The organism is Stieleria mannarensis, from assembly GCF_014154935.1.
GTDB lineage: Bacteria > Planctomycetota > Planctomycetia > Pirellulales > Pirellulaceae > Stieleria > Stieleria mannarensis.
This window is the reverse complement of record NZ_JACEHH010000038.1, coordinates 70,786-89,765: the sequence shown is the minus strand read 5'-3', so window position 1 is coordinate 89,765 and position 18,980 is coordinate 70,786. Positions and strand designations below refer to the sequence as shown.

Here is an 18,980-nt window from a genome sequence, read left to right as displayed (position 1 = left end):
ACCCCGTCCTCTGTCCGCTGCGCTGCCAGGGGAGAACAGCTGAGACAGCGGTTCTACACTGGCGGCGGCCCGTCCTCTGTCCGCTGCGCTGCCAGGGAGAACAGCTGGGACAGCGGTTTTGCACTGGCTATTTCACTCGATCCCACACACGGACGTAATCGACTTCCATGGTCGTCGGGAATGCATCGTTGGCTTCGATGTCCGAGGGCACAAAGCCTTTGACGGTGTAGGTTGAATAGGGCGGGCGGAGACCGAGTGAAAGGGCGACGTTCATTTCGCGGTGCCAGTAGCGGTTCTGTTTTTGACCGATCGGTTTGCCGTCGATGTACCAGGTAATCGTCTCCGGCGTGATTTCGCATCCATACGTGTGAAAGTCGTCGCGGGGGTCAAAGGCAAGCCGCAGCTCGTTGGCTTGTTCGGCCTTGAAACGTTCGTCGTTGGGCCGATGCCACTCCCGCCCCGGCAGTCCCGGTTTACCGTTAGAAAGGATCGCATGCAAGTTGCAGTCCGCGATCCGCTCGTTGCCTTCCACGCGATCGCCGCGTTGCGTCAGTTCGACGATGTCGACTTCACTGTACCGAGTCTCGCCGGCGGTGACGATCGAATCATCGATTTTGCTGTACAGCCAAAACGACGGGCACACGCCCGGAAACAACGGTGCCCCCTTGAGCCTGGCCTCGTAGTAGCCGTAGGTTCCCGTGACGTGAGACTTCAACATGCCGGACGCGTAAGGCGTCGGGGGCCTGCGGCCTTTGGCGACCGGAGTTGGCAGCCGCCGCATTGTGATTTGAAGAACGCCGCCCGAGACGGCGACGTTGTTTTCGTTGTCCCAGACCCAGGCGCCGAAGTTTTCAGGCGACTTGTTCCACTTCTGCCAGTCAACGGAATCGCCGTTGAAGTCATCCGACCGGTCCCAGCGTATCTTCCATTGGTCCGTGTCGGTGGCAGACAGTGGGACGCTGTTCTTGGCGGTCTGTGCGAATAATTGAGCTCGGCTGTTGTCGGCTAAGGAGATTGTCAGCGTGATGGAAACGAAGAGTGCTTGCTTGAACATGGAGTGCTGCACCTCGTGCAGGGCAAGGGGCCAGCCGGGACGGCTGGTGGGGAACAGCTGAGACAGCGGTTCTACACTATTAGAACCACAGTTCGCTCAGCTGGCCGGTTTCGAGTTCGTTGGCGTAGCTGAGGTAGTAGTTGCGGTCAGGCGCATTGTACTCACGAGCCGCCAGTCCCCGTAGCGCTGCAATCTTAACTTTCCGGGCGAGTTCCCTGTCGGCATCGGCCAACCATTTGGCGTGATCAGCCAGCTCCAGCGCCCATTGGTAATCCTGTTTTGCTAAGGCGGCTTCCATCTGTGCGGTCAGGGCTTGCGTCCCGCCGGCCAATTCGGCCATCTTTTTTGCTTTCGTCCGGGGCTCAAGCGGATTCAAGGTCGTCGGATTGCCGTCGTACCAACCGAGCAAGCCACTGTAGATGGCTCGGACCGCATGCGGAACGGTGCCATAGAACTGGATCAAATAGGGCTTGTCTTTCAAATGCTCTGGCAGTTTGACTTCGTGGGCGAGTTGGTCGGGGCCTTTTCCGGCGTTGATCCCGCGAACGGTTTGGTCGTACACACTGCGAATCGCTTCGCTGTAATCTTCCAACGCGGTGGTGGCGGCTTGTCGGCCGCGGATGGGCATCGTATGGCCGGGAACCACGGCGTGTGGTTTTAGCGCGGCCATCTTCGCAACGGTTTCAGACCAATTCAGCACGTCACGATAGGCGGTGCCACGAATCGCATACAAGTTCGGAAAGGAGTTGTAGAAATTGTCGCCCGCAAACAGGATTTTCTCCTTTGGCAGCCAGACGAACAACGCGTCGTCGGTTTCGCCGGGGGCGAGGTGGAACTCCAGTTCGACGCCTGCGATCGTCGTTTTCAGCCCGCCGCTGGGGACCGTGATGGTTGGCGGAAGAAAACCTTCACCGCGGTCGCGATCGATGGTGCCGGCCGGTGCAACGCCGCGGTTGGTGCTTTCGGCCGCAGAGAGCTTTCGACCGAACTGGCGCACGTTTCGTTTTTGCTTGACCGGATTCACCGCCTTGTTGACACCTTCGGCGGAACCAAACGTTTCTGTCGCATAGATGTCGGGGCGTTCATCGCTCACAAACGCGCCGGCTCCACCCGTGTGATCGCCATGGCTGTGGGTATAGATGATCGCCTTGACCGGTTTGTCGCTGTGTTGCCGAAACGCCTCGGCCGCATTCGAAGCACTGGCCGGACCGAACAGCGTGTCAACGATGATCACGCCATCGGTGCCGACGATCATCGAAGTGTTCGCGCCGTGAAATCCGACCGCGGTAAAAACATTGTCCGAGACTTTGACGACGCCGCGCTGGAATTGTTGTTGCTGTGCATTGAGCATCCGCAGGGCGGTGTCGGGTTCGACTTGCGTCTGCCCACGGGCAACTCCCGCAGTCAACGCGAAAATGGACATCAGACCGACGATACAGGAACGCGCGGTGAAGAGAGAAACGAGGGACTTGTTCATGGCTTAATCCTTTGAGAGGTGGTTCGATAAGTTATTCTGCATCTCCCGCAAAACATCTTGCGTCGCGTCCAGCTGCGACTTTGAGATCCCCTGCAACGCGACTTCGCGAAGTTCGTCGAGCAAGGGGAGGACTTTTTGCAGCTTCAGCTCACCTCGACGAGTTAAACTGATCATCACAATCCGAGCGTCTTCGCTGGATGCGTTCCGCTGGACGAATTGATGTTCAACCAGCCGATCCAACTGCCGCTTGACGGTCGTCGGGTCGCGAATCATCAACGCCGCCAACTCCTTCATGCTCAATGGCCGTCCGGCATCCAGCAACGAGATCAGCGTCTGGGTTTCTTCGGGTGAGAACGGCCAGCCGGCCGTCTTCAAAACCGCCGACATCCCGGTGCGAATCAGATAAGCGACACGCCCGATTGCAAACCCAGGCGAGGACTCCGAACCGAATTGCATGTCAATCGCCCTGTGAATCTTGAATCGAATCCGCCGTGGGGCCGGGAAAGATCGGACGGTACCAATCAAAGTGGCAGTAAATCAGGAAGGCACATGCGGCAAAATCCGGCAGGCCGATGATCAGGTATTTGTGCGCAAAAAACGTCACGTATAGAAGAATGTTGAATGCATAGGGCAGCGACATCAGGATCGCCAGCGGAGCAGTCCGGCGGAAGAACATCAAACCACCGGTGACCGTCTTGAAAAAGCCGACCCAAAAAATCAGATAACCCGTCTTCCGCAGCGCGATCATGAACTGCCCGACTTCATCCGGCGGGTCGCCAGCCGGGTAGCCGTTGATGGCAAAGTTCATCGTCATGATCCCCGTTCCAAACAGGAACAGTGCGAAGAGAAGACGAATCACCAACGCCAAACGCGGAAGTCGGACGCTGCGTTTTTCTACTGGAGACATTGCACCTGGAAGCATTGCACCTGGAAGCATTGCACCTGATTGACGTTTGAGTGAACACGACGGGACGGCGGGCTTGCCAAGTGGAGCCCACCTTCTCGAATCTCACTTGTTTGATAGCTGTATGGTACAGGTATCCGCCGGGGTGTCAACGTTCGCGTAGAAAAAACGTTCGCATGAGCCAATTCCAACGCTGTTTCTCAGGTACCGGGCGGTCAGCCAAAATGTCACGAGGCTGGTTCGGGACCCGTGGGCGTAGGCGGCGTCCCCTTGGGGCAATCGAAATCGTTTGCCGTCGCTGGTGGCGAGGACCGATGCTTCGTCGACCGAAAACTCCGGTTCGACGTGCAACAGGTCGACGAGTTGCGCGACCGGCTTGGCGGGATCGATCCCGAGTTCACCGTTGACGCCGTTGCGCATCTCCGCGACGTATTTGTGTTTCGCACCCGCGATGTGATTCTTTTCGAATTCGTCGGGCGCGCGGACGTCCAGCACTTGAAACTCCTGACGCCGCTGGGCGAGTTCTTGCACGGGCAACTGGGGCAGTCGCTCGAGCGGCAACCCGGAGTTCTCCCAGGCTTTCATTCCGCCGGCAAGGTATCCGGCAAAGTCGGTCAGGCCGACGTTGGCAAACAGCCAGGCGATGGAATCCAGTTGTGCCTCGTCTTCCACGACCAGCAGGATCGGTTTGTCGTAGTCCAGCATGTCGCCCGCCCAGACAGACAACTCGGGGCGATCACCGATGTGCATCGCACCGGGAATGTGTCCGCCGCCGAAGGCAAGCATTTGTCGGGTGTGTGTCGCGCGGTCAAGACCACGGTACCGAATTCGAAGCGGCTGCCCTCGCCGATTTTGTCGCACCGGAAATCGTACGTTGCGTCGCGTTCACCGCTAAAGCAGATTTTCGCATTTCCCAGCTGTGCGGCCAGTTCGCGCGCACCGCTCATGAAGTCCGCGTGGAGATGCGTCTCGAAGATGTGTGTGACGGCGACTCCTTTTTCTCGCGCCAAGCGAAGGTAAACCTCGACATTGGGGCCGCGGGTCGATCACCGCGGCGGTTCCCGACTGGTCGTCTCCCATCAGGTAAGAGAGTTGGGCGATCCCCTCCGTTTGCACGGTTTCAAAGACCATTGTCATCGCCCTGTCCTTAATTTTGCCAATTTCGTTTTAGGAATTTGAATGTTCGTCAACGTATGACTTGACGAATTGCTCCAGCTCGGGCGAGTCGCATTCAAAGCCCATTTCCTCGGCCTTTCGAATCGTCTGCTCACCGCTCATGCCTTGCTTGACGGCCACGTCCATCATCACCATCGCACCGGCACGTTTTCCGGATTTACAGTGGGCGAAGATCGGGGTGGGCAATGATTTCAGCTGCTCGCGAAAGTCATCCACCTTGCTCTGGTCCATGGAGTCCATCGAGACCGGGATGTGCGAGTAGATCAGACCGGCGGCTTCGACGTGACGGCGTTCCTGCTCGGGTGAGAGCGGTTGCTCACTCTCGCCGTCGGTGCGGAAGTTGATCACCGATTTGAAACCCTCGCCGAACAGTTCGGCAATCTCGGTTTCACTGGGCTGTGGACCGACAGTGATGTTCTCGTTGATTTTCATGCGTTGGTCGGATGTTGATTGCTGTGGCATGTGATGCTCCTTTACTTCTGACGACACGAAACTGCGGCGGCGTCTCAATCACCGGCTGCGAACTCGACGCGGACAAGTTGCAAAACCCGTGCCTTCATGGATTCTTCGCCGCTTGGCGGAACCCGGGCCGCGTGTTTGTTGCGGGGGTCTGGTCAAAAAGCGGTCAGGCTGATTGCCCGCTAGCCACGATCGCTGCTTGACCGACCGCTACGCTGATACAGCAATTGCGCTTTGACAACGACAAGGAAAATACGACGATGAAACGACAAACGATCTATGTTGCAGCGACGCTGGGGATTGTCGGGGTCGCGATGGTGGCCTGGACGATGACGGCACGGGCCGGCTACGAGTCGGCGGAATACGAGGTGATTGAATCGGACGGCAACATCGAGATTCGCCAGTATCCGGATCTGATGCTCGCGGCGACCGATTCAAAGATGGGCTCCCAGGGCCGTGACGGCAGCTTCATGCGGTTGTTTCGCTACATCAGCGGGGCGAATCAGGATGACCAGAAAATCGCGATGACGACGCCCGTGTTCATGGAAGGCGAGATCGGCAAGTCGGACGTTTCGATGGGGTTTGTGATGCCCAGGGAAGTCGCCGCCCAGGGCGTGCCGGAACCCGAGGGCGAAGGTGTCAAGATTCGCAAACGTGAGGGCGGGCGTTTCGCCGTGATCCGCTTTCCCGGTCGGCTCGACTCGCAACTGGCCAAGCAGCAAGAAGCCAAGCTGCGGGAGTGGATGGAATCAAGAGGGCTGAGCGGCGCGGAAAAAGCGGAGGCGGCCGGCTACGACCCGCCCTTCACCCCCGGCCCGCTGCGTCGCAACGAAGTCCTGATTCGCTTGACGGATGCCGAGAACTCACAGGCTGCACCCGTCAGCGAAACGAACAAGGACGGGTGAAATCAAGCGCACCGCGAAAAACGCGTGCTCTACTCTGACGCAAGTGATTTGACGACCGCTTGATCTGCGGTGCTCAATCGGGCGATCGGGACTCGCAGCTCCTTTCCATCGGCCCTCTTCAGCACGACGGTTGCACCATCAACGTGAACAAACTGAGCTTCGATTTGGAAGGAACCTGTGTTATCGCTCCATTGACGCATCCCGCGAGCGTCCTCCATCTTTTCCTCTGACGTAGCGAACGGATTGCTCGTATCGGTCGGGGAGGCCGGTTGGTTGGCACTATCAATCACCGGCTCGATCCCCTTCCAAAGGTTCTTGGCTGCCATGCTCACCCCGATCACCTTGTGCGATTGCAACTCTTTGACCCGCATCGCGATGTCAAAATCATCCGGGTGCGGCTTGTAGCCTTTCATCCGCCGCAAACGGTTGGCAATGGTCGGCCATTGTGACGAGTTCAAATCGGCCATCACTTCGCGTTTGACTTGCTCTGTTAATGGCTTCCCCTCTCGTTCTTTGGCGGCAGCCGCCTGTCTGGCTCGTCGTTCGGCCGACTGTTTTTGCAACTCGGCGATGCGGTCCTGACGCGCCTTGACGTGGGCGGCATACTCCTCTTCGGGCATCCGCTCGAACGCCACCGTCACGGGGATCTTCACCTCGGTGTTCTCGGATTGGATGGCGAGATCGGCCTTGAAATCCATCGATTCGGTGACACCGAGTTCGCGATGGAAGACCCACGTGCCGTTTCCAGTCATCTCAAACCCGGTTTCCTTACTGTTGGCCGCGGGTGAGGCGAGGGAATAAGATTTACCGATCGTCACCAAGTCGCCGTCCTCGCGTTGAATCTGGTAGCTGGCTGTTTCACCGCCGCCGGTCTTGACCGATTCGTCATTGTCGTTGGCGAAGGGTCCGAATCTCGGTCCGAAGCGAGAGTTGTTTGAAGAACGTGAGGTGATGGTCAGACCGCTACCATCCTGCCATTGTTTGGTCTCTTGTCCGGGCAGTGCATCGAAAGGCAACAATGACAGGTTGCCCAACAGGAACGGCAATTGTGAATCACCGCGCATGCTTTCGACGCCGCCGGTGGTGGTCAAGACCAGGGTGCTGGTGGATTGGGTGAGCCCGCGGAAATCGGGGCGATCGAAGGGGCCACGCGGGATCGGTGGGCCGCCCCGGCGCGGACCGAATCCGCCTCTCCGCGGACCGCCACCGGAGGACTTGGTTTTGACCGCCTTGCTCAGTCCACCGCTGTACTCGACCGTCATCGTCTCGCCTTCGATGCGTTTTCCGGAAAAGGCGATGATCCCTTTCATGGTATCGACCGACGCAGGTGTGTCGGCGGTGATCGTCACCGTGTAAGCAACCACCTCGTCGGGGGCAATTCGGTACCGCAACGGTTCGGCTTTCGCGTTTGCGCCGAACACAAACGCAATGCCACCGATCAAAAGCAAACGAATTGTTGTGAGCGTCATGTATTACTCCACTTGTCGAAACGGGTTGAGTTGTTCGGGAGACATCTTGTCGACCAGACGCTGGGCGATGGTGCGGAATGAAGCGTTGGGGTGACGACTTAGTACGGCAATCGCATCGGCCACATCGCGTGAGAAACTGGCGACGGGACGGCGATTCAAGTCGTGCAGCCAATACAATAGTCGGTGTTCGTTTTGCAGGTCGGTCAACAGACCAGCCTCCTGATCCGGCGTCAGCGGGACCGCCCGGTAGGAATCTGGGGTTCCTGCTTCACCGCGACCGTCCACCCAAGCTTGCCGCTCGTCCGCCGTCATGCGAATCACTTCGGCATGAATCGGAACCCGCCGCTGTGCATTGCCTGAAACCAAGGTGATGGTGCGATCAAGTCGTACCGAATCAACCATTCCGGCTTCCAAGTCGAAGTCGACTTCGGCATCACCTGACACGAAGTGGACGGTTGAACGATCATGATGGACTTCATCCTTCGGTCGCTTTGGATCGACGCGTACTCCGTCTGCGGTGACCGGCGAAACGTCTTTCACGTCGAACGGCAATGCCGGCAAGACCAATTCAGGGAGCGATGCCAATGCGAATGGCAATTCCAGGTTGCCTTGCTGGGAGATCAGTTCGCCGGTCCTGCTGAGAACGGCGTGTCCGGTTCGACTGCCGTTCCAGCGTCGATAGTGATTTCCGTGGTGAAGTAGCCCGATGTCAGGGACGATTCCATCGGTGGGCTGATCGAGCGTTTCAATCAGTTGAAGATCGCTGCGGATACGCAAATGATATCCAACGCTATCGGTCGCAAGAACTTTCGTAACGACCAGGCCATCGATCTGGGTGTCGACGTCGGAAAGCTGCGAGCAAAGCGTAAGCAAGAAAGCATACTCCTGCCCGGGTTGCATCTGATAGCACAGCCGGTCCGAGGTATCCGTTTGAGCCAACGTTGCGGAGGGAGCTGGATCAGTCGGGATGGTTTGTGTCCGCGGCAGGCGCCACCTCGTCACACCGATTGAACCGAGGGCGACGAATACGGCGATCGCTCCCAGCCATCCGGATCTTGGCGACCACGAGGCCGAATGACGTGAATGTGGGTTTGATTCGGGCAGCAGGTGAACGTGGGGCTGTTGCACATGGGCCAAACACTGCTCCAGTCGACGAGCAACTTGATCTGCCGATTCGTATCGATCGTTCGGGCATTTGCGGTGCAGTTGACGAATGATCTGGCACAGCCATTCGGGAATGGCGGGATTCAATTCACGAATTTGACGAGGGGTCTGGTCGGAGATTTGTTGCAGGACCCCATAGGTGGTGTTTGCGCGAAATGGTGGGCGGCCCGTGCAGAGCGTGTAAAGGACGCTCCCCAAACTGAACAAATCCGACCGCTGTTCGATCAATTCGCCCCGTGCCTGTTCCGGCGACATGTATTGCGGAGTTCCCGCAATCACTCCCGTCTTGGTCACCGAAGCGTCATCGACAGCCCGCGCCAATCCGAAATCGGTGATGACCAATCGGTCGGTCCCATCGCTAAGCAGGATGTTTGCCGGCTTGATGTCGCGATGCACCAAACCTTGCGCGTGAGCGGCGGCCAATCCCGCCGCGATTTGGTGTCCGATTCGCAGTATTTCTTCCACCGGTAACGCGCCCTGACGGTCGATGCGCGATTGCAGCGATGGGCCGCGTACGTAGGGCATCACCAAATACGGTAGTCCATCGGCTTCAGCAACACCGTAGATTTCGATGATGTTGTCATGAGTCACAGCGGCGGCAGCCTGGCACTCGCGGGCGAACCGTTGACGCGACGCACCGCTGGTCGCCAAATGGGGTGCCAGAACCTTGATGGCCACCACGCGTTTCAGTGACGGATCGAACCCTTTCAGGACCACTCCCATGCCGCCGTATCCGACCACGCCGCTGATTTCGTAAGTGCCCAGTCGGCCGAGCATGTCGGGCTGATCCGTCGGAGCCAGTGTTTCCAGCACATTGCGAATCGGTTGCGAGTGATCCCGCCATGACGACTCGGCGAGCAGGTCGTGGGCTTCGTGCCAACACGAAGGAGCTGCCGCACATTCTTCCAGACGTTGGCGACACCAGGAACAGTTCTCCAAGTGTGATTCAAACGCGGATTCTTCTACCGCACTCAATCGACCCTGAAGATAGGCCTCGATCCGATTCGAGCCGCAAACATCAAAATGTGGACTCATGATTGGTCGGCCTCCAAACGCGCTACCGCTTCACGCAGCTGACGCATGACGCGACTGCGAACGGCGTAGACGCTCCCGATGGTACGATCCATCTGGCGAGCCGCATCCTCGATCGAGTCCCCGTCCAAGACGGTCATCTGGAAGATCCGCCAGGATTGAGGCTGAATCTTGTTTCGTACCTGTTCGGACGCCGTGAGATAGAGTTGCCGTCGGTATTCCAGATCGAACCGTTGGGCCGTTTCAGAATCCGGATCGGGACATTCCTCCAGCCAGTCCAGCATTCCGGTGCCTCCGACGGCTACATCGCGAGGCCCGCGGGTCATGAATTTGACCACCGCGTTTCGTGTGATCCGGCTCAGCCAGTGGCGAAATCTCGTCTCGGCGCATTGTTTTTCCCAGCGACCGATGGCCGATGAAACAGCCAAAAGCACCTGTTGTGCCAGGTCCTGCGCGTCGGCGTCCTGCATCCCTCGGGATTTCGCCGCGCGATAGATGACGGGGCGATACATGCTCGAAAACTCTTCCCAGGCGCACCGGTCGCCCGCGTCTTCTTTGACTCGACGGATCAGGCTTTCTCGGGTTTCTGGAAAATCAGTCATCGTGGGCTCCAAAACAGTCCACTATATCTAATCCAGCATCACCGAAATTCTGACACGCGTCGGGAAAAAAATCCCAAGAATCGCGGGCGTTTTGTCTCGAACGGGGCAGCTGTTTAATCTGAACCGCGGGCGTTCGTTTCCCTGAACAACGGGCTGTCCACCACTGCCGCGATCGTGTCGACGATGCGGTAGTCGTGGTCTGCGGATTGCCGGACGATGGCTTCAATCTCGGTGAAGTTTTCCGGTTCGATGCCGTTGGCGTACGTCAGCAGCTTGGTGACAAAACAGCGGACGAAACGCTTTTGGTTGACGTCGCTGTTCATCAGCTCGCGGAACTCCGTGATGTCCTGGTACTCGGCACCGCTCAGAAAGGTCGCCGACGCGTCGATCGGGATCGTCGAAAACGACTGATTGCGTTTACCCGATGGACCGGACGGATCGGCCGGCCCAGACACATCGATATACTCGTCACGCCAGGCTCCGATCGGATCGAAGTTTTCAAAGGCATAGCCGAACGGGTCGATGTTCTGGTGGCACGCCGCGCAGGTGGCATCGCTCTGGTGCGCCTGCAGGACTTCTCGAATCGTCGTCGCCGACCGAATGTCCGGCTCCTTGATCTCGACATCGGCCGGCGGTGGGGCGGGATGAATCCCCATGAAGTTTTCCATCACATAGATCGCGCGGTGGATCGGTGAGGTGTTCAAGGTGTCCGCGGTGAGTGTCAAAAACGCCCCCATGCCGAGAAATCCTCCGCGACGCCCATCGTCAAACACATACTTGCGATGGACCGAATCGCTGGGGACGTTTTCCAGTTCGTAGACTTTGGCAAGGTCGGCGTTGACGAAGGAGTAGTCGGCGGTCAGCAGTTCCGGCAGCGGTCGGTTGTGATCGACGGCATGACGAAAGAAGGTGAGCACTTCGCGGACCATGTCCTCGCTGATGGCTTTCTTTTCATAAAGCGGATAGCGATCCACGTCGGGAGCCATAAAGTTGATGCGGTCCAATTGCAGCCATGCGTAAGGGAACTCGCGAAGAAACTCGTCGGCCTGGCGGGTTTCGATTCGTCGTTGCAACTCCTCGAGCACGGCGTCAAAGGAATCCAGCCGGCCGTTGCGGGTTTTGTCGATGAGCGTTCGATCGGGAGTCGTGCTACCGAGCAGGTAGCTGAGTTTTGTTGCGAACCGATCGTGGCGATCCGATTGCTCGGGATGGAGCATCAGGAACGACGGCGAGGCCAAGACGGCGACGATGCCTTCCTTCAACGCGCCGACATCGCCCAATGACTGCTGCTGTGATTGCACCAACGCCACGATCGGTGCCAATTCCGCTTCCGTGACGCCGCGACGCCAAGCCCGCTCGGCGATCGGGGCGAGGAGCTTCGCGGCGTCCTTCACGTCCGGATCGGCGCCGAGCAGCGCGACGTGACGCTGCGGCGGCCAGGAGTCATAGAGCGGACCTTCGATCGTGACGCTGGCGATCAACGGTCGTGGGCCCTGCCAGTACGGTACCCAGTGAACCCAATGAGACGGTTTGTCGCGCCGGGTCGCCGCCTTGGGAACCTCCTCGGTGACGACGCGCTGGTACAGTTGCGGGTCGGCTTCCTTGAGGTAATCGTGAGCGATGCGGTACTGGAATTTGAAGTTTCCGTTTCCGATCATTCGCAAACCATCGGTGTGGTGCGAAAACTCCAGGGGCGTTCCTTCGGCCAACCAGACGTCGGATTTGAATTCTTGTAGGTCGCCTTCTTGCAAGTTGAAATCAATGTTGCGGTTGCCGAGATGCATGCGCAACGTCAGCGGATCCTCGTCGTGGATGCCGGTTTGGTCTTGCGAGTACACGTGTCGATCGAGCGTTTTCGCGCGGACGGTGATTCGATAGTTTCCTGAGTGCGGGGCGTTGACGAAGTTTTTGCAATAAATGCGTTGTCGCGTGCCGTGGATTTCGACCCCATCGTCGCTGCGGCTGGTTCGATCGGCGCGAGCACGATTCGAGGTGTCGACCGCTTGCAGTCGTTTCGGGCCGTTGTGGTAGCGATTTGGTGTCGGTCGGTTCCCGCTGAAGATCACATTGTCCAGCACCCGCCGCACGGCGGTGATGTACTGGTCGAGATGAAACTCGCTCATCCCGAGTGTTTCGCCGTGGGTGTCAAAGCCGTCGTGCAGCGTGTCGCCCAGCAAGTTGGCCAGCGGGTCATGGGTCCCGACGTGCTCGATCAACAGCGCGTCGCGGAGACTGTTTTCGAACTCGCGGTTGTTCAGCCGACGGGGTGGTGATTGGTTCGGTCGCTGTGACTGTTGTTCATACCGTGTGATCTGTTTTCGCAGGAATGCGTTCAGCGCCGCTTTTTCCTCTGCGGTCATGCGATTGTGCTTGGCCGGCGGCATTTCGCCGGCTTCCACGCGTTCCAGGCTACTGACCCAGAGGTCGACGTTTTCGGCATCGGCGGATCGGCGCAGGTCGTGGAAACTGAAGTCACCTTTCGGCTCTGGTCCGGTGTGGCACTTGGAGCAATGTTGTTTGATCAACAACGGGTCTGCGCTGCAAGGCGTTGCAATCGACGCGGCGATGCAAAGGACCAGCCAGGAAATAAAACGAATCATCAAGAATCTCCTTAGGCCTTTCCGGTTGCGAAATCAAATGAACCGCTGCTCTGGTTGAATTGGTCGTATTCCAAGCCGAACCGCCGGAGCAAGGTTAAGAACAGGTTGCACAACGGCATGTTGTCACCGCCGGCATCGCGGGTGTCGACGTGCCCGCAGTGATTGAAACCGCCACCGGCGACCAGAACCGGCAGGTTGCGGTTGGAGTGGGTGCCGCCGTATCCCATGCCGCTGCCGAACAGGACGACGGTGTGATCCAGCATGCTGCCGTCGGCACGAGGTTCGGGGATTTCATCCAGCTTTTTCAGACATCGCGACAGTTGCGCGATTTGGAACGACTCGATCGCCACCAGTTCCGCAACGGTGTCTTCCTTTTTGCCGTTGTGCGTGCAGGCGTGGTAACCGCGAGTGACGCCCATCACATCGGTGTAGGACAGCTCGGGTGAGAAACCGATCGTCGCCACGCGGGTCAGATCGGTTTGAAACGCGTAGGCGACCATGTCGAACACGGCGTTGTATCGGTTGTCGATCGTGATGTCGCTGCCGGTAAAGTAGCCCGAGAGATCAAACTTGGGCTTGTCGCGATCGACCCACTGTTGGCGGTCGACCAGGTTTTGTTCCAGGTCGCGCAAAGAATTCGCGTACAGATCCAGTCGCGCCTGATCATTTTTCGATGCCCGCTTGCGGACACCGGAAAACTGTTCCCGCACGGCGTCCAGAATGCTGCGATTTTGCTGTAACAATTGCCGGCGCTGTTGCCGCTGTTGTGCGGTCAGGTTCAAAAACAGATGGTCATACATCCGTTGTGCGCCGGTGAACGGTTTGATGTCGACACCGTTGGCGTTCCAACTGAGTCGGATGCTGCGTTCCAGACAGGCATTGACCGAAGCAAAACGCGTGTGGGTTCCGGTGTGCCGGGCGACGATCTGGTCGATCGACATGTTTTTCTCAGGAAACGCCGCGCTTGTTTCCGGCAACACGCCACTTAGAAAGGCGATCTCGCGGCCGTGACCACTCTTCATGTTGTGGTCGGTGTGCGAAAGGATACTGATCCGGTCGCGTAGCCACTCGAGCGAACTCAACGTTTTCGGGAAATGAAAGTCCGTTCCAAACTCGGCGGGAAAGAAGTGTTCCGGGTGGGCTCCGAAGGGATTCGCCACGATCAACAATCGCGTTGGTGTTGTGGCGGACGCGGGGGATGCGGCGGAGGCCGTCGATTCCAGCATCGGCAGGGTCAGTGTTCCGCCGAAAGCTTGGAGGATTGATCTGCGGTCAAACATTGGGAAATGAGTCTCCAATTGGAGGGCGTGGGGAATGCGGTTCGCTGGCCGTCAGGATGCTTCCGGCCAGGACGGGGTGGGATTAACGATCGGCGGCGACGAAGACACGGACTTGATCGCTGCGGGAACGGATCCGCCAACTGAATCGGATCGTGCGTCGATCCGCCGAAAGCGTGATCGTTTCGTTTTCCAACGTGGGGTCCGATTTGGGATTGGTTCGATCGGTGACGTAAGCGGTTCTCGGATCACCAAAGATTTCGTTTTGGCCCTTGAGCAGACTGCTAGAGAACACGACGCCAAGGATCGGGCGGTTGAACGTGATCGATCCTTCGCGGGTTCGTTTTTCAGGGCCGATCGCATCGAGATGGATGAAGTAGCTGTCGACCAAAGTGCCGCGGGGCACCGCGCCAAAATTCTGCCAGCGGGGTTTGACCCGGTAGTGCCCCGGAGCATCCAGGCTGACCGGCAAGTCCGTTTCCAGCAATGTCGATTCCGTGCGTTCTTTGAAGCAGAGCACGAGGTCGTGTTCGAATTGTCCGACGCGAACCGAAGTCGGCGGGGTGTGCAGGAACCGCACGTCGCCGGTCGTCGTCGGGATGGCGTCACGATTCATTCCAGGCTGCACGAACAGATCTTGATCGTAGCTGGATTCGGCCACCGAGGTTCCATCAAACAGGACGGTCTGTCGGTCTTTCAGCCGGACGCGTTGTTGGCTGCGTTCAACTTCCGCATCGACCACACCGTCAAACACGTGAACCTTTGCCTGGCCATTCGCTGGCAAGCTGACACCGAACGAGGTGCCCAGATCCACAACGTTCAGACCGGGGACTTTCACTGCAAACCCGATGACGGAATCGGGCACCTCGGCGGTCACCGTGCCCGAGACCAATTGAACTTGCAGTGGATCATTCATCTCGATCTGGGACGGTCCGGCAAGGAACAGCTCGACGCCTGATTCCATCCGGATCTTCATGCTGCCCGACTGAAGATCCACCCGACCGCTTCGCAACGCGCTTCCGGATTCAAGCTTTCGCCGGCCCGAGTAGGCCAGCCCATTCTCGGACGCGGTGACGATGCCGAGGACGCGGCTGACCGGTGAAGCATCCAAATCGATCGCCGCAATCGGTTTGTCGTCCAGTCGGCTGTTTCCCCACCACCCAATGCCGACAGCCGCCAACAGCGAGGCGGCAATGGCAAAAACCTTCCAACGCACCGAGTGGATCGGAAACAAAAACCCGTCCGCTGCGGCTTTCGACGTCGCGTTTTCGGTCCTCGAGTCGGGCCCGCGTGAGAAAACACCTGCAATCTGCCTTTCGATCTCATGCTGCATGTCGACAAATTCCAGGTATTGCCGCTGGCCATCGGGATTGTCCCGCAACCAATCATCCAGCGCAGCGACGTCCTCGTCCGAGGCGATCTGGTCGTGGACCGCTTCGAACAACGGCATCGTTTCGGATCCGTTCGGACCACTCATAGCGTCCCTCCGGCGATTCGTTTTTCGACACAATGTGCCAGCATTCGCCGCACACGTTGCAAACGTTTGCTCATTGCATTGGTGATCGGCTGGCCGGCCGGACTGTCCGTCGCGGCGGAGACTTCGTCGGGAGTGATGCCATAGCGAGTGCGCAGCAATTCGATGTCCGGCCACTTCAACTCTTGCAAGCACGCCTGCAAGGCGACGCGGCGCTCGGTCAGTGCGTCGTCGTGTTGCCGACGGGCGTTCGCCAATTGCTCGATCACGTCCTGGGAAAAATTCAACCGCTCGCGAGCCTTGGACTTTCGGTAACGCAGCACTTCGTAAAATGCGATCTGGCAAGCCCATGCTTTGAACGAACGAATCGGCTCCTCCGCCTGAAAGTACTTCGTCCACAGCGTTTTCGCCGTCTCCTGCATCAATTCATCCGCATCGGGGCGATGCGGCACCAGGGACAGAATGAAGCGGTACACTTCATTCTCCCAGCGGGAATATTCGGAAACGAAATCGAGTTCGGTCGGCATCGTGGGCAGCTAAAAAGGCGGGGCGTCACGTATTAGCCGCCGAAATTCGGAGATCTGCCTCAGAAAAATCAATTTCCGAGGCAGATTTTGTCAAAATGACTCGCTCATTGGACAGTGTCCCTTTGGATGTAGCTACGCTCGCCAGAGCGTGGAAAACGCTGGAGAACCACCTTCTGGCGAAGGTAGCGACATTCACACGGCGATTCACGATGTATTTTGTATCCAGTGACGCTGTCCAGTTCAGCAGCATCTGAGCACTACTACGGAGAGCATCACCATGATGCAACCAATCATACACCGCGTCCTTCCAGCCCTCGTTGTCCTGTGTTTGATCACTCCGGCGAACACTCAAGCCGCCGACCAGCTGGTCGGTGACTGGTCGCTTCAGTTGGACTCCCAGACGCCCGCTTGGATGAGCGTCAAACAGCTCGGTGACAAACCGGAGGTCCTGTTGCGATTGCACGTCGGTCCGGAAGGTCCACATCAAGACGTCAAAGTAGTTGACGGACGTTTGACATTCACGTTGCGGCAGAACAAGAAAGCGACGGATGTCAAAACCGTCGACGTCGGGGTCGAGAATGAAAAATTGAACGGTGTGATCATTTCCACGGCAAAGGACGGCACGGTTCGTCGCGACGAGTTCACCGGCAAGAAGATTCCACCCGTGCCCTCCACGCCGCCCGATCTGTCCAAGGTCCGATTCGGGCACCCGATCCGGTTGTTCAATGGGAAAGACCTGACGGGTTGGCGGGCACACGAGCCGGAGAAGGTCATGGGCTGGGGCGTTCAAGACGGCTTGCTGGTCAACACGACGCCGAAGACCGATTTTAGTGCTACGGGGGCCTACGCCAATCTACGCACCGACGCGGTCTTTGAAGACTTTTGGCTGCACATCGAATTCAACATCGGCCAGGCTCTCAATAGTGGCGTTTACTTGCGCGGCATGTACGAAGCCCAAGTCGTCGATCGTGACAGCCGGATGCAGGGCAAGCAGGGCGTCGGCGCGATCTTTGGGCAAATCGCGCCCTCGGTGAACGCCGGCAAGGAAGGCGGTCAGTGGCAGACCTATGACCTGACGCTGGTCGACCGCCACGTCACCGTCGTTTTGAACGGCGTCAAGGTCATCGACAACCAGCCCGTCGTCGGCCCGACTGGCGGCGCGGTGTTCACCGACCCCACACAGCCCGGACCGATTCACCTGCAAGGCGACCACACGAGCGTGATGTACCGCGACATCTACCTGGCTCCGGTGATCGGTGAGTAGCCGGACAGTCGCCGTCCTCTCCGAGGTCGGCGCGGGGGGGCAAAGCTTCGCTTTTGCCCGCCGAGTTCGGAGAACACGGCGACGCTCGCTCGACTGGGAAAATGGGGGCTATGGAAAACCGATGAGCTGATGATGGTCGACTGACACGTCACCGTCGCCCTCTATGGGGTCAAGGTGATTAAAGACTAGCCCGACAGTCGCCGTCCTCTCCGAGGTCGGCGCGGGGTAAAGCTTCGCTTTTGTCCGCCGAGTTCGGAGAACACGGCGACGCTCGCTCGGGAAAGGGGGGAGTGGACGACGCGAGGAGTCCTCGCGGTGCACATTTCGAACGGACTCGTCGCCTCGTCCACTACTTGACTCGCAATCTGTGACGCACCACTAGCGTTTGGGTGTCGCGGCGTCGATCACGTTGAAAAAGTCCTGCATGATGGCCGGTCCGTCAAAGTCTTCCCACAGCACCATTTTGACGGGATTCTTTGGGCGATCCACCCAACCACGGTCGTGAAGCGCGGGGCGAGGGATTTCGACGGCCTTGCCCAATCCGGGGTCTTTCAGGACCGCAACCGCCGTGGCGTCAAAGAACGATCGGAACGGCGGATCACCATGCTGGGACGCATGCTGATACAGGTTGACCGAATAGTCGCCCAAGGTCGTGAAGGTGCCTCCGTGACGCCCTTGGATCACGGCGTCGACTTTCGGGCCCTTTCCGGGCATTTTGTCAAAGATGTCCTGCTGATAGGCCTTCACGCCCCAGCTGCCCGAAGGATCGTTGTAGCGGACCGTCACCATTTCAAATTCCACCGGCAATGACAGCACGTAGTCGATACAAGTCAAATCCGCGGTCATGTTGTACTCGCCGGGGCCGGGATAGTTGGACCCCAGCCAGACGATCTTGACGTTGGGAATGATCGACGGGGCTTTGGCGAGCGCCAAGGCGATGTTGGTCAGTTTTCCGATCGGCAACAGCACCAGTTTACGGTCGGACGGTTTCTTGGCTTGGGCGACAATGAATTCGACCGCTTCTTTACCGTCATAGTTGTCGTCGTGAATGTGCGGCAGGATTTCTGAAAAGCGACCGTTGGCCCCTTTCAGCATGGGCAATCGTGGATGAAAGCCACAGAGTTCGACGACACGCACGGCTTCGGCCATCTGTTCGTCCACGTCGCCGCCGTTGTGGGTTTGGTTGACCGTGATCCCTTCCACTTCGAAGCTGTCTTTGCTCAGTAAGGCATAGGCAATCGCGTGTTGATCATCCGTCTCGTTGTTTGCGTCCGAGTCGATCAGCAGGCGGATTTTTTGGCCGTCCTCGGCCGCGGCGCAGATTGCCATCGCCGCCCAGAGCAGCGCCACGCCAATTCCAATGTTGATTCGAATCATCCGATTGTTTCTCTCGTTGTCGTGTTTCTCGGTGGATGCGTCCTCGGATCTCGCTTCTATCCTACCTGGATCGCGGAGACCATGGGGAATTGTTTGCCCCTCGGAAATCAGCGACAATGCCCGCGTGGACGGACAGGCGGGCGCGATCGATTGGTTGAAACATTGGCCCGTTCAAACAACGATGCCGATCGGGTGCGGCGATGTCATTGACGACCAGCA

General features: G+C 58.3%; 16 protein-coding genes. 2 read left to right on the top strand and 14 right to left on the bottom strand.

From position 1 onward, the window contains the following. Positions 1-127 precede the first annotated feature (127 nt). From H1B37_RS23150 to H1B37_RS23125, 6 genes are all read right to left on the bottom strand, one after another. Positions 128-1,054 carry a family 16 glycosylhydrolase gene (locus H1B37_RS23150; protein ID WP_182869249.1) on the bottom strand — a complete coding sequence of 309 codons (927 nt, stop codon included), beginning with the start codon at positions 1,052-1,054 and terminating at the stop codon, positions 128-130. A 79-nt stretch (positions 1,055-1,133) separates the two neighbouring features. Next, complete coding sequence (locus H1B37_RS23145) at positions 1,134-2,531, bottom strand: alkyl sulfatase dimerization domain-containing protein (RefSeq protein ID WP_182869247.1); 1,398 nt, start codon at positions 2,529-2,531, stop codon at positions 1,134-1,136. Positions 2,532-2,534: 3 nt separating this feature from the next. Beyond that, a complete protein-coding gene (locus tag H1B37_RS23140; RefSeq protein ID WP_182869245.1) occupies positions 2,535-2,987 on the bottom strand; it encodes a MarR family winged helix-turn-helix transcriptional regulator in 453 nt (150 codons plus the stop codon). A 1-nt stretch (position 2,988) separates the two neighbouring features. Beyond that, positions 2,989-3,438, bottom strand: a complete 450-nt coding sequence (locus H1B37_RS23135) for a hypothetical protein (RefSeq protein ID WP_182869243.1) — start codon at positions 3,436-3,438, stop codon at positions 2,989-2,991. Positions 3,439-3,540: 102 nt separating this feature from the next. Then, complete coding sequence (locus tag H1B37_RS34520; protein ID WP_353620903.1) at positions 3,541-4,221, bottom strand: rhodanese-like domain-containing protein; 681 nt, start codon at positions 4,219-4,221, stop codon at positions 3,541-3,543. 381 nt (positions 4,222-4,602) lie between these two features. Then, positions 4,603-5,073 (bottom strand): protein tyrosine phosphatase family protein, encoded by a 471-nt coding sequence (locus H1B37_RS23125; RefSeq protein WP_182869241.1) that lies wholly within the window; start codon positions 5,071-5,073, stop codon positions 4,603-4,605. 257 nt (positions 5,074-5,330) lie between these two features. Here H1B37_RS23125 and H1B37_RS23120 point away from each other — a divergent pair, with 257 nt between their 5' ends. Further along, on the top strand, positions 5,331-5,975 hold the full coding sequence (locus H1B37_RS23120; protein ID WP_182869239.1) for an SOUL family heme-binding protein: 645 nt from the start codon (positions 5,331-5,333) through the stop codon (positions 5,973-5,975). Between the two features lie 29 nt (positions 5,976-6,004). On the opposite strand, the gene H1B37_RS23115 is transcribed toward H1B37_RS23120, so the two are convergent. The 7 genes from H1B37_RS23115 to H1B37_RS23085 form a co-directional block, all read right to left on the bottom strand. After that, complete coding sequence (locus tag H1B37_RS23115; RefSeq protein ID WP_182869237.1) at positions 6,005-7,444, bottom strand: SHD1 domain-containing protein; 1,440 nt, start codon at positions 7,442-7,444, stop codon at positions 6,005-6,007. A 3-nt stretch (positions 7,445-7,447) separates the two neighbouring features. Further along, positions 7,448-9,643, bottom strand: coding sequence for a serine/threonine-protein kinase (locus tag H1B37_RS23110; protein ID WP_182869235.1), 2,196 nt, complete (start codon positions 9,641-9,643; stop codon positions 7,448-7,450). Beyond that, complete coding sequence (locus H1B37_RS23105; protein ID WP_182869233.1) at positions 9,640-10,242, bottom strand: RNA polymerase sigma factor; 603 nt, start codon at positions 10,240-10,242, stop codon at positions 9,640-9,642. The genes H1B37_RS23110 and H1B37_RS23105 overlap by 4 nt, the downstream gene beginning before the upstream one ends. A gap of 113 nt (positions 10,243-10,355) precedes the next feature. Continuing rightward, on the bottom strand, positions 10,356-12,842 hold the full coding sequence (locus tag H1B37_RS23100) for a DUF1588 domain-containing protein (RefSeq protein ID WP_182869231.1): 2,487 nt from the start codon (positions 12,840-12,842) through the stop codon (positions 10,356-10,358). Positions 12,843-12,853: 11 nt separating this feature from the next. Then, a complete protein-coding gene (locus tag H1B37_RS23095; RefSeq protein ID WP_182869229.1) occupies positions 12,854-14,122 on the bottom strand; it encodes a DUF1552 domain-containing protein in 1,269 nt (422 codons plus the stop codon). A gap of 82 nt (positions 14,123-14,204) precedes the next feature. Beyond that, positions 14,205-15,596, bottom strand: a complete 1,392-nt coding sequence (locus tag H1B37_RS23090) for a FecR family protein (RefSeq protein ID WP_182869222.1) — start codon at positions 15,594-15,596, stop codon at positions 14,205-14,207. After that, positions 15,593-16,120 (bottom strand): sigma factor, encoded by a 528-nt coding sequence (locus tag H1B37_RS23085; protein ID WP_182869221.1) that lies wholly within the window; start codon positions 16,118-16,120, stop codon positions 15,593-15,595. The genes H1B37_RS23090 and H1B37_RS23085 overlap by 4 nt, the downstream gene beginning before the upstream one ends. A 277-nt stretch (positions 16,121-16,397) precedes the next feature. Here H1B37_RS23085 and H1B37_RS23080 point away from each other — a divergent pair, with 277 nt between their 5' ends. Next, positions 16,398-17,384, top strand: a complete 987-nt coding sequence (locus H1B37_RS23080; RefSeq protein WP_182869219.1) for a 3-keto-disaccharide hydrolase — start codon at positions 16,398-16,400, stop codon at positions 17,382-17,384. A 378-nt stretch (positions 17,385-17,762) separates the two neighbouring features. On the opposite strand, the gene H1B37_RS23075 is transcribed toward H1B37_RS23080, so the two are convergent. Then, the gene (locus H1B37_RS23075; RefSeq protein ID WP_182869217.1) at positions 17,763-18,761 is read right to left on the bottom strand and encodes a nucleoside hydrolase; all 999 of its coding nucleotides are present in this window, start codon (positions 18,759-18,761) and stop codon (positions 17,763-17,765) included. Between the last annotated feature and the right edge of the window lie 219 nt (positions 18,762-18,980).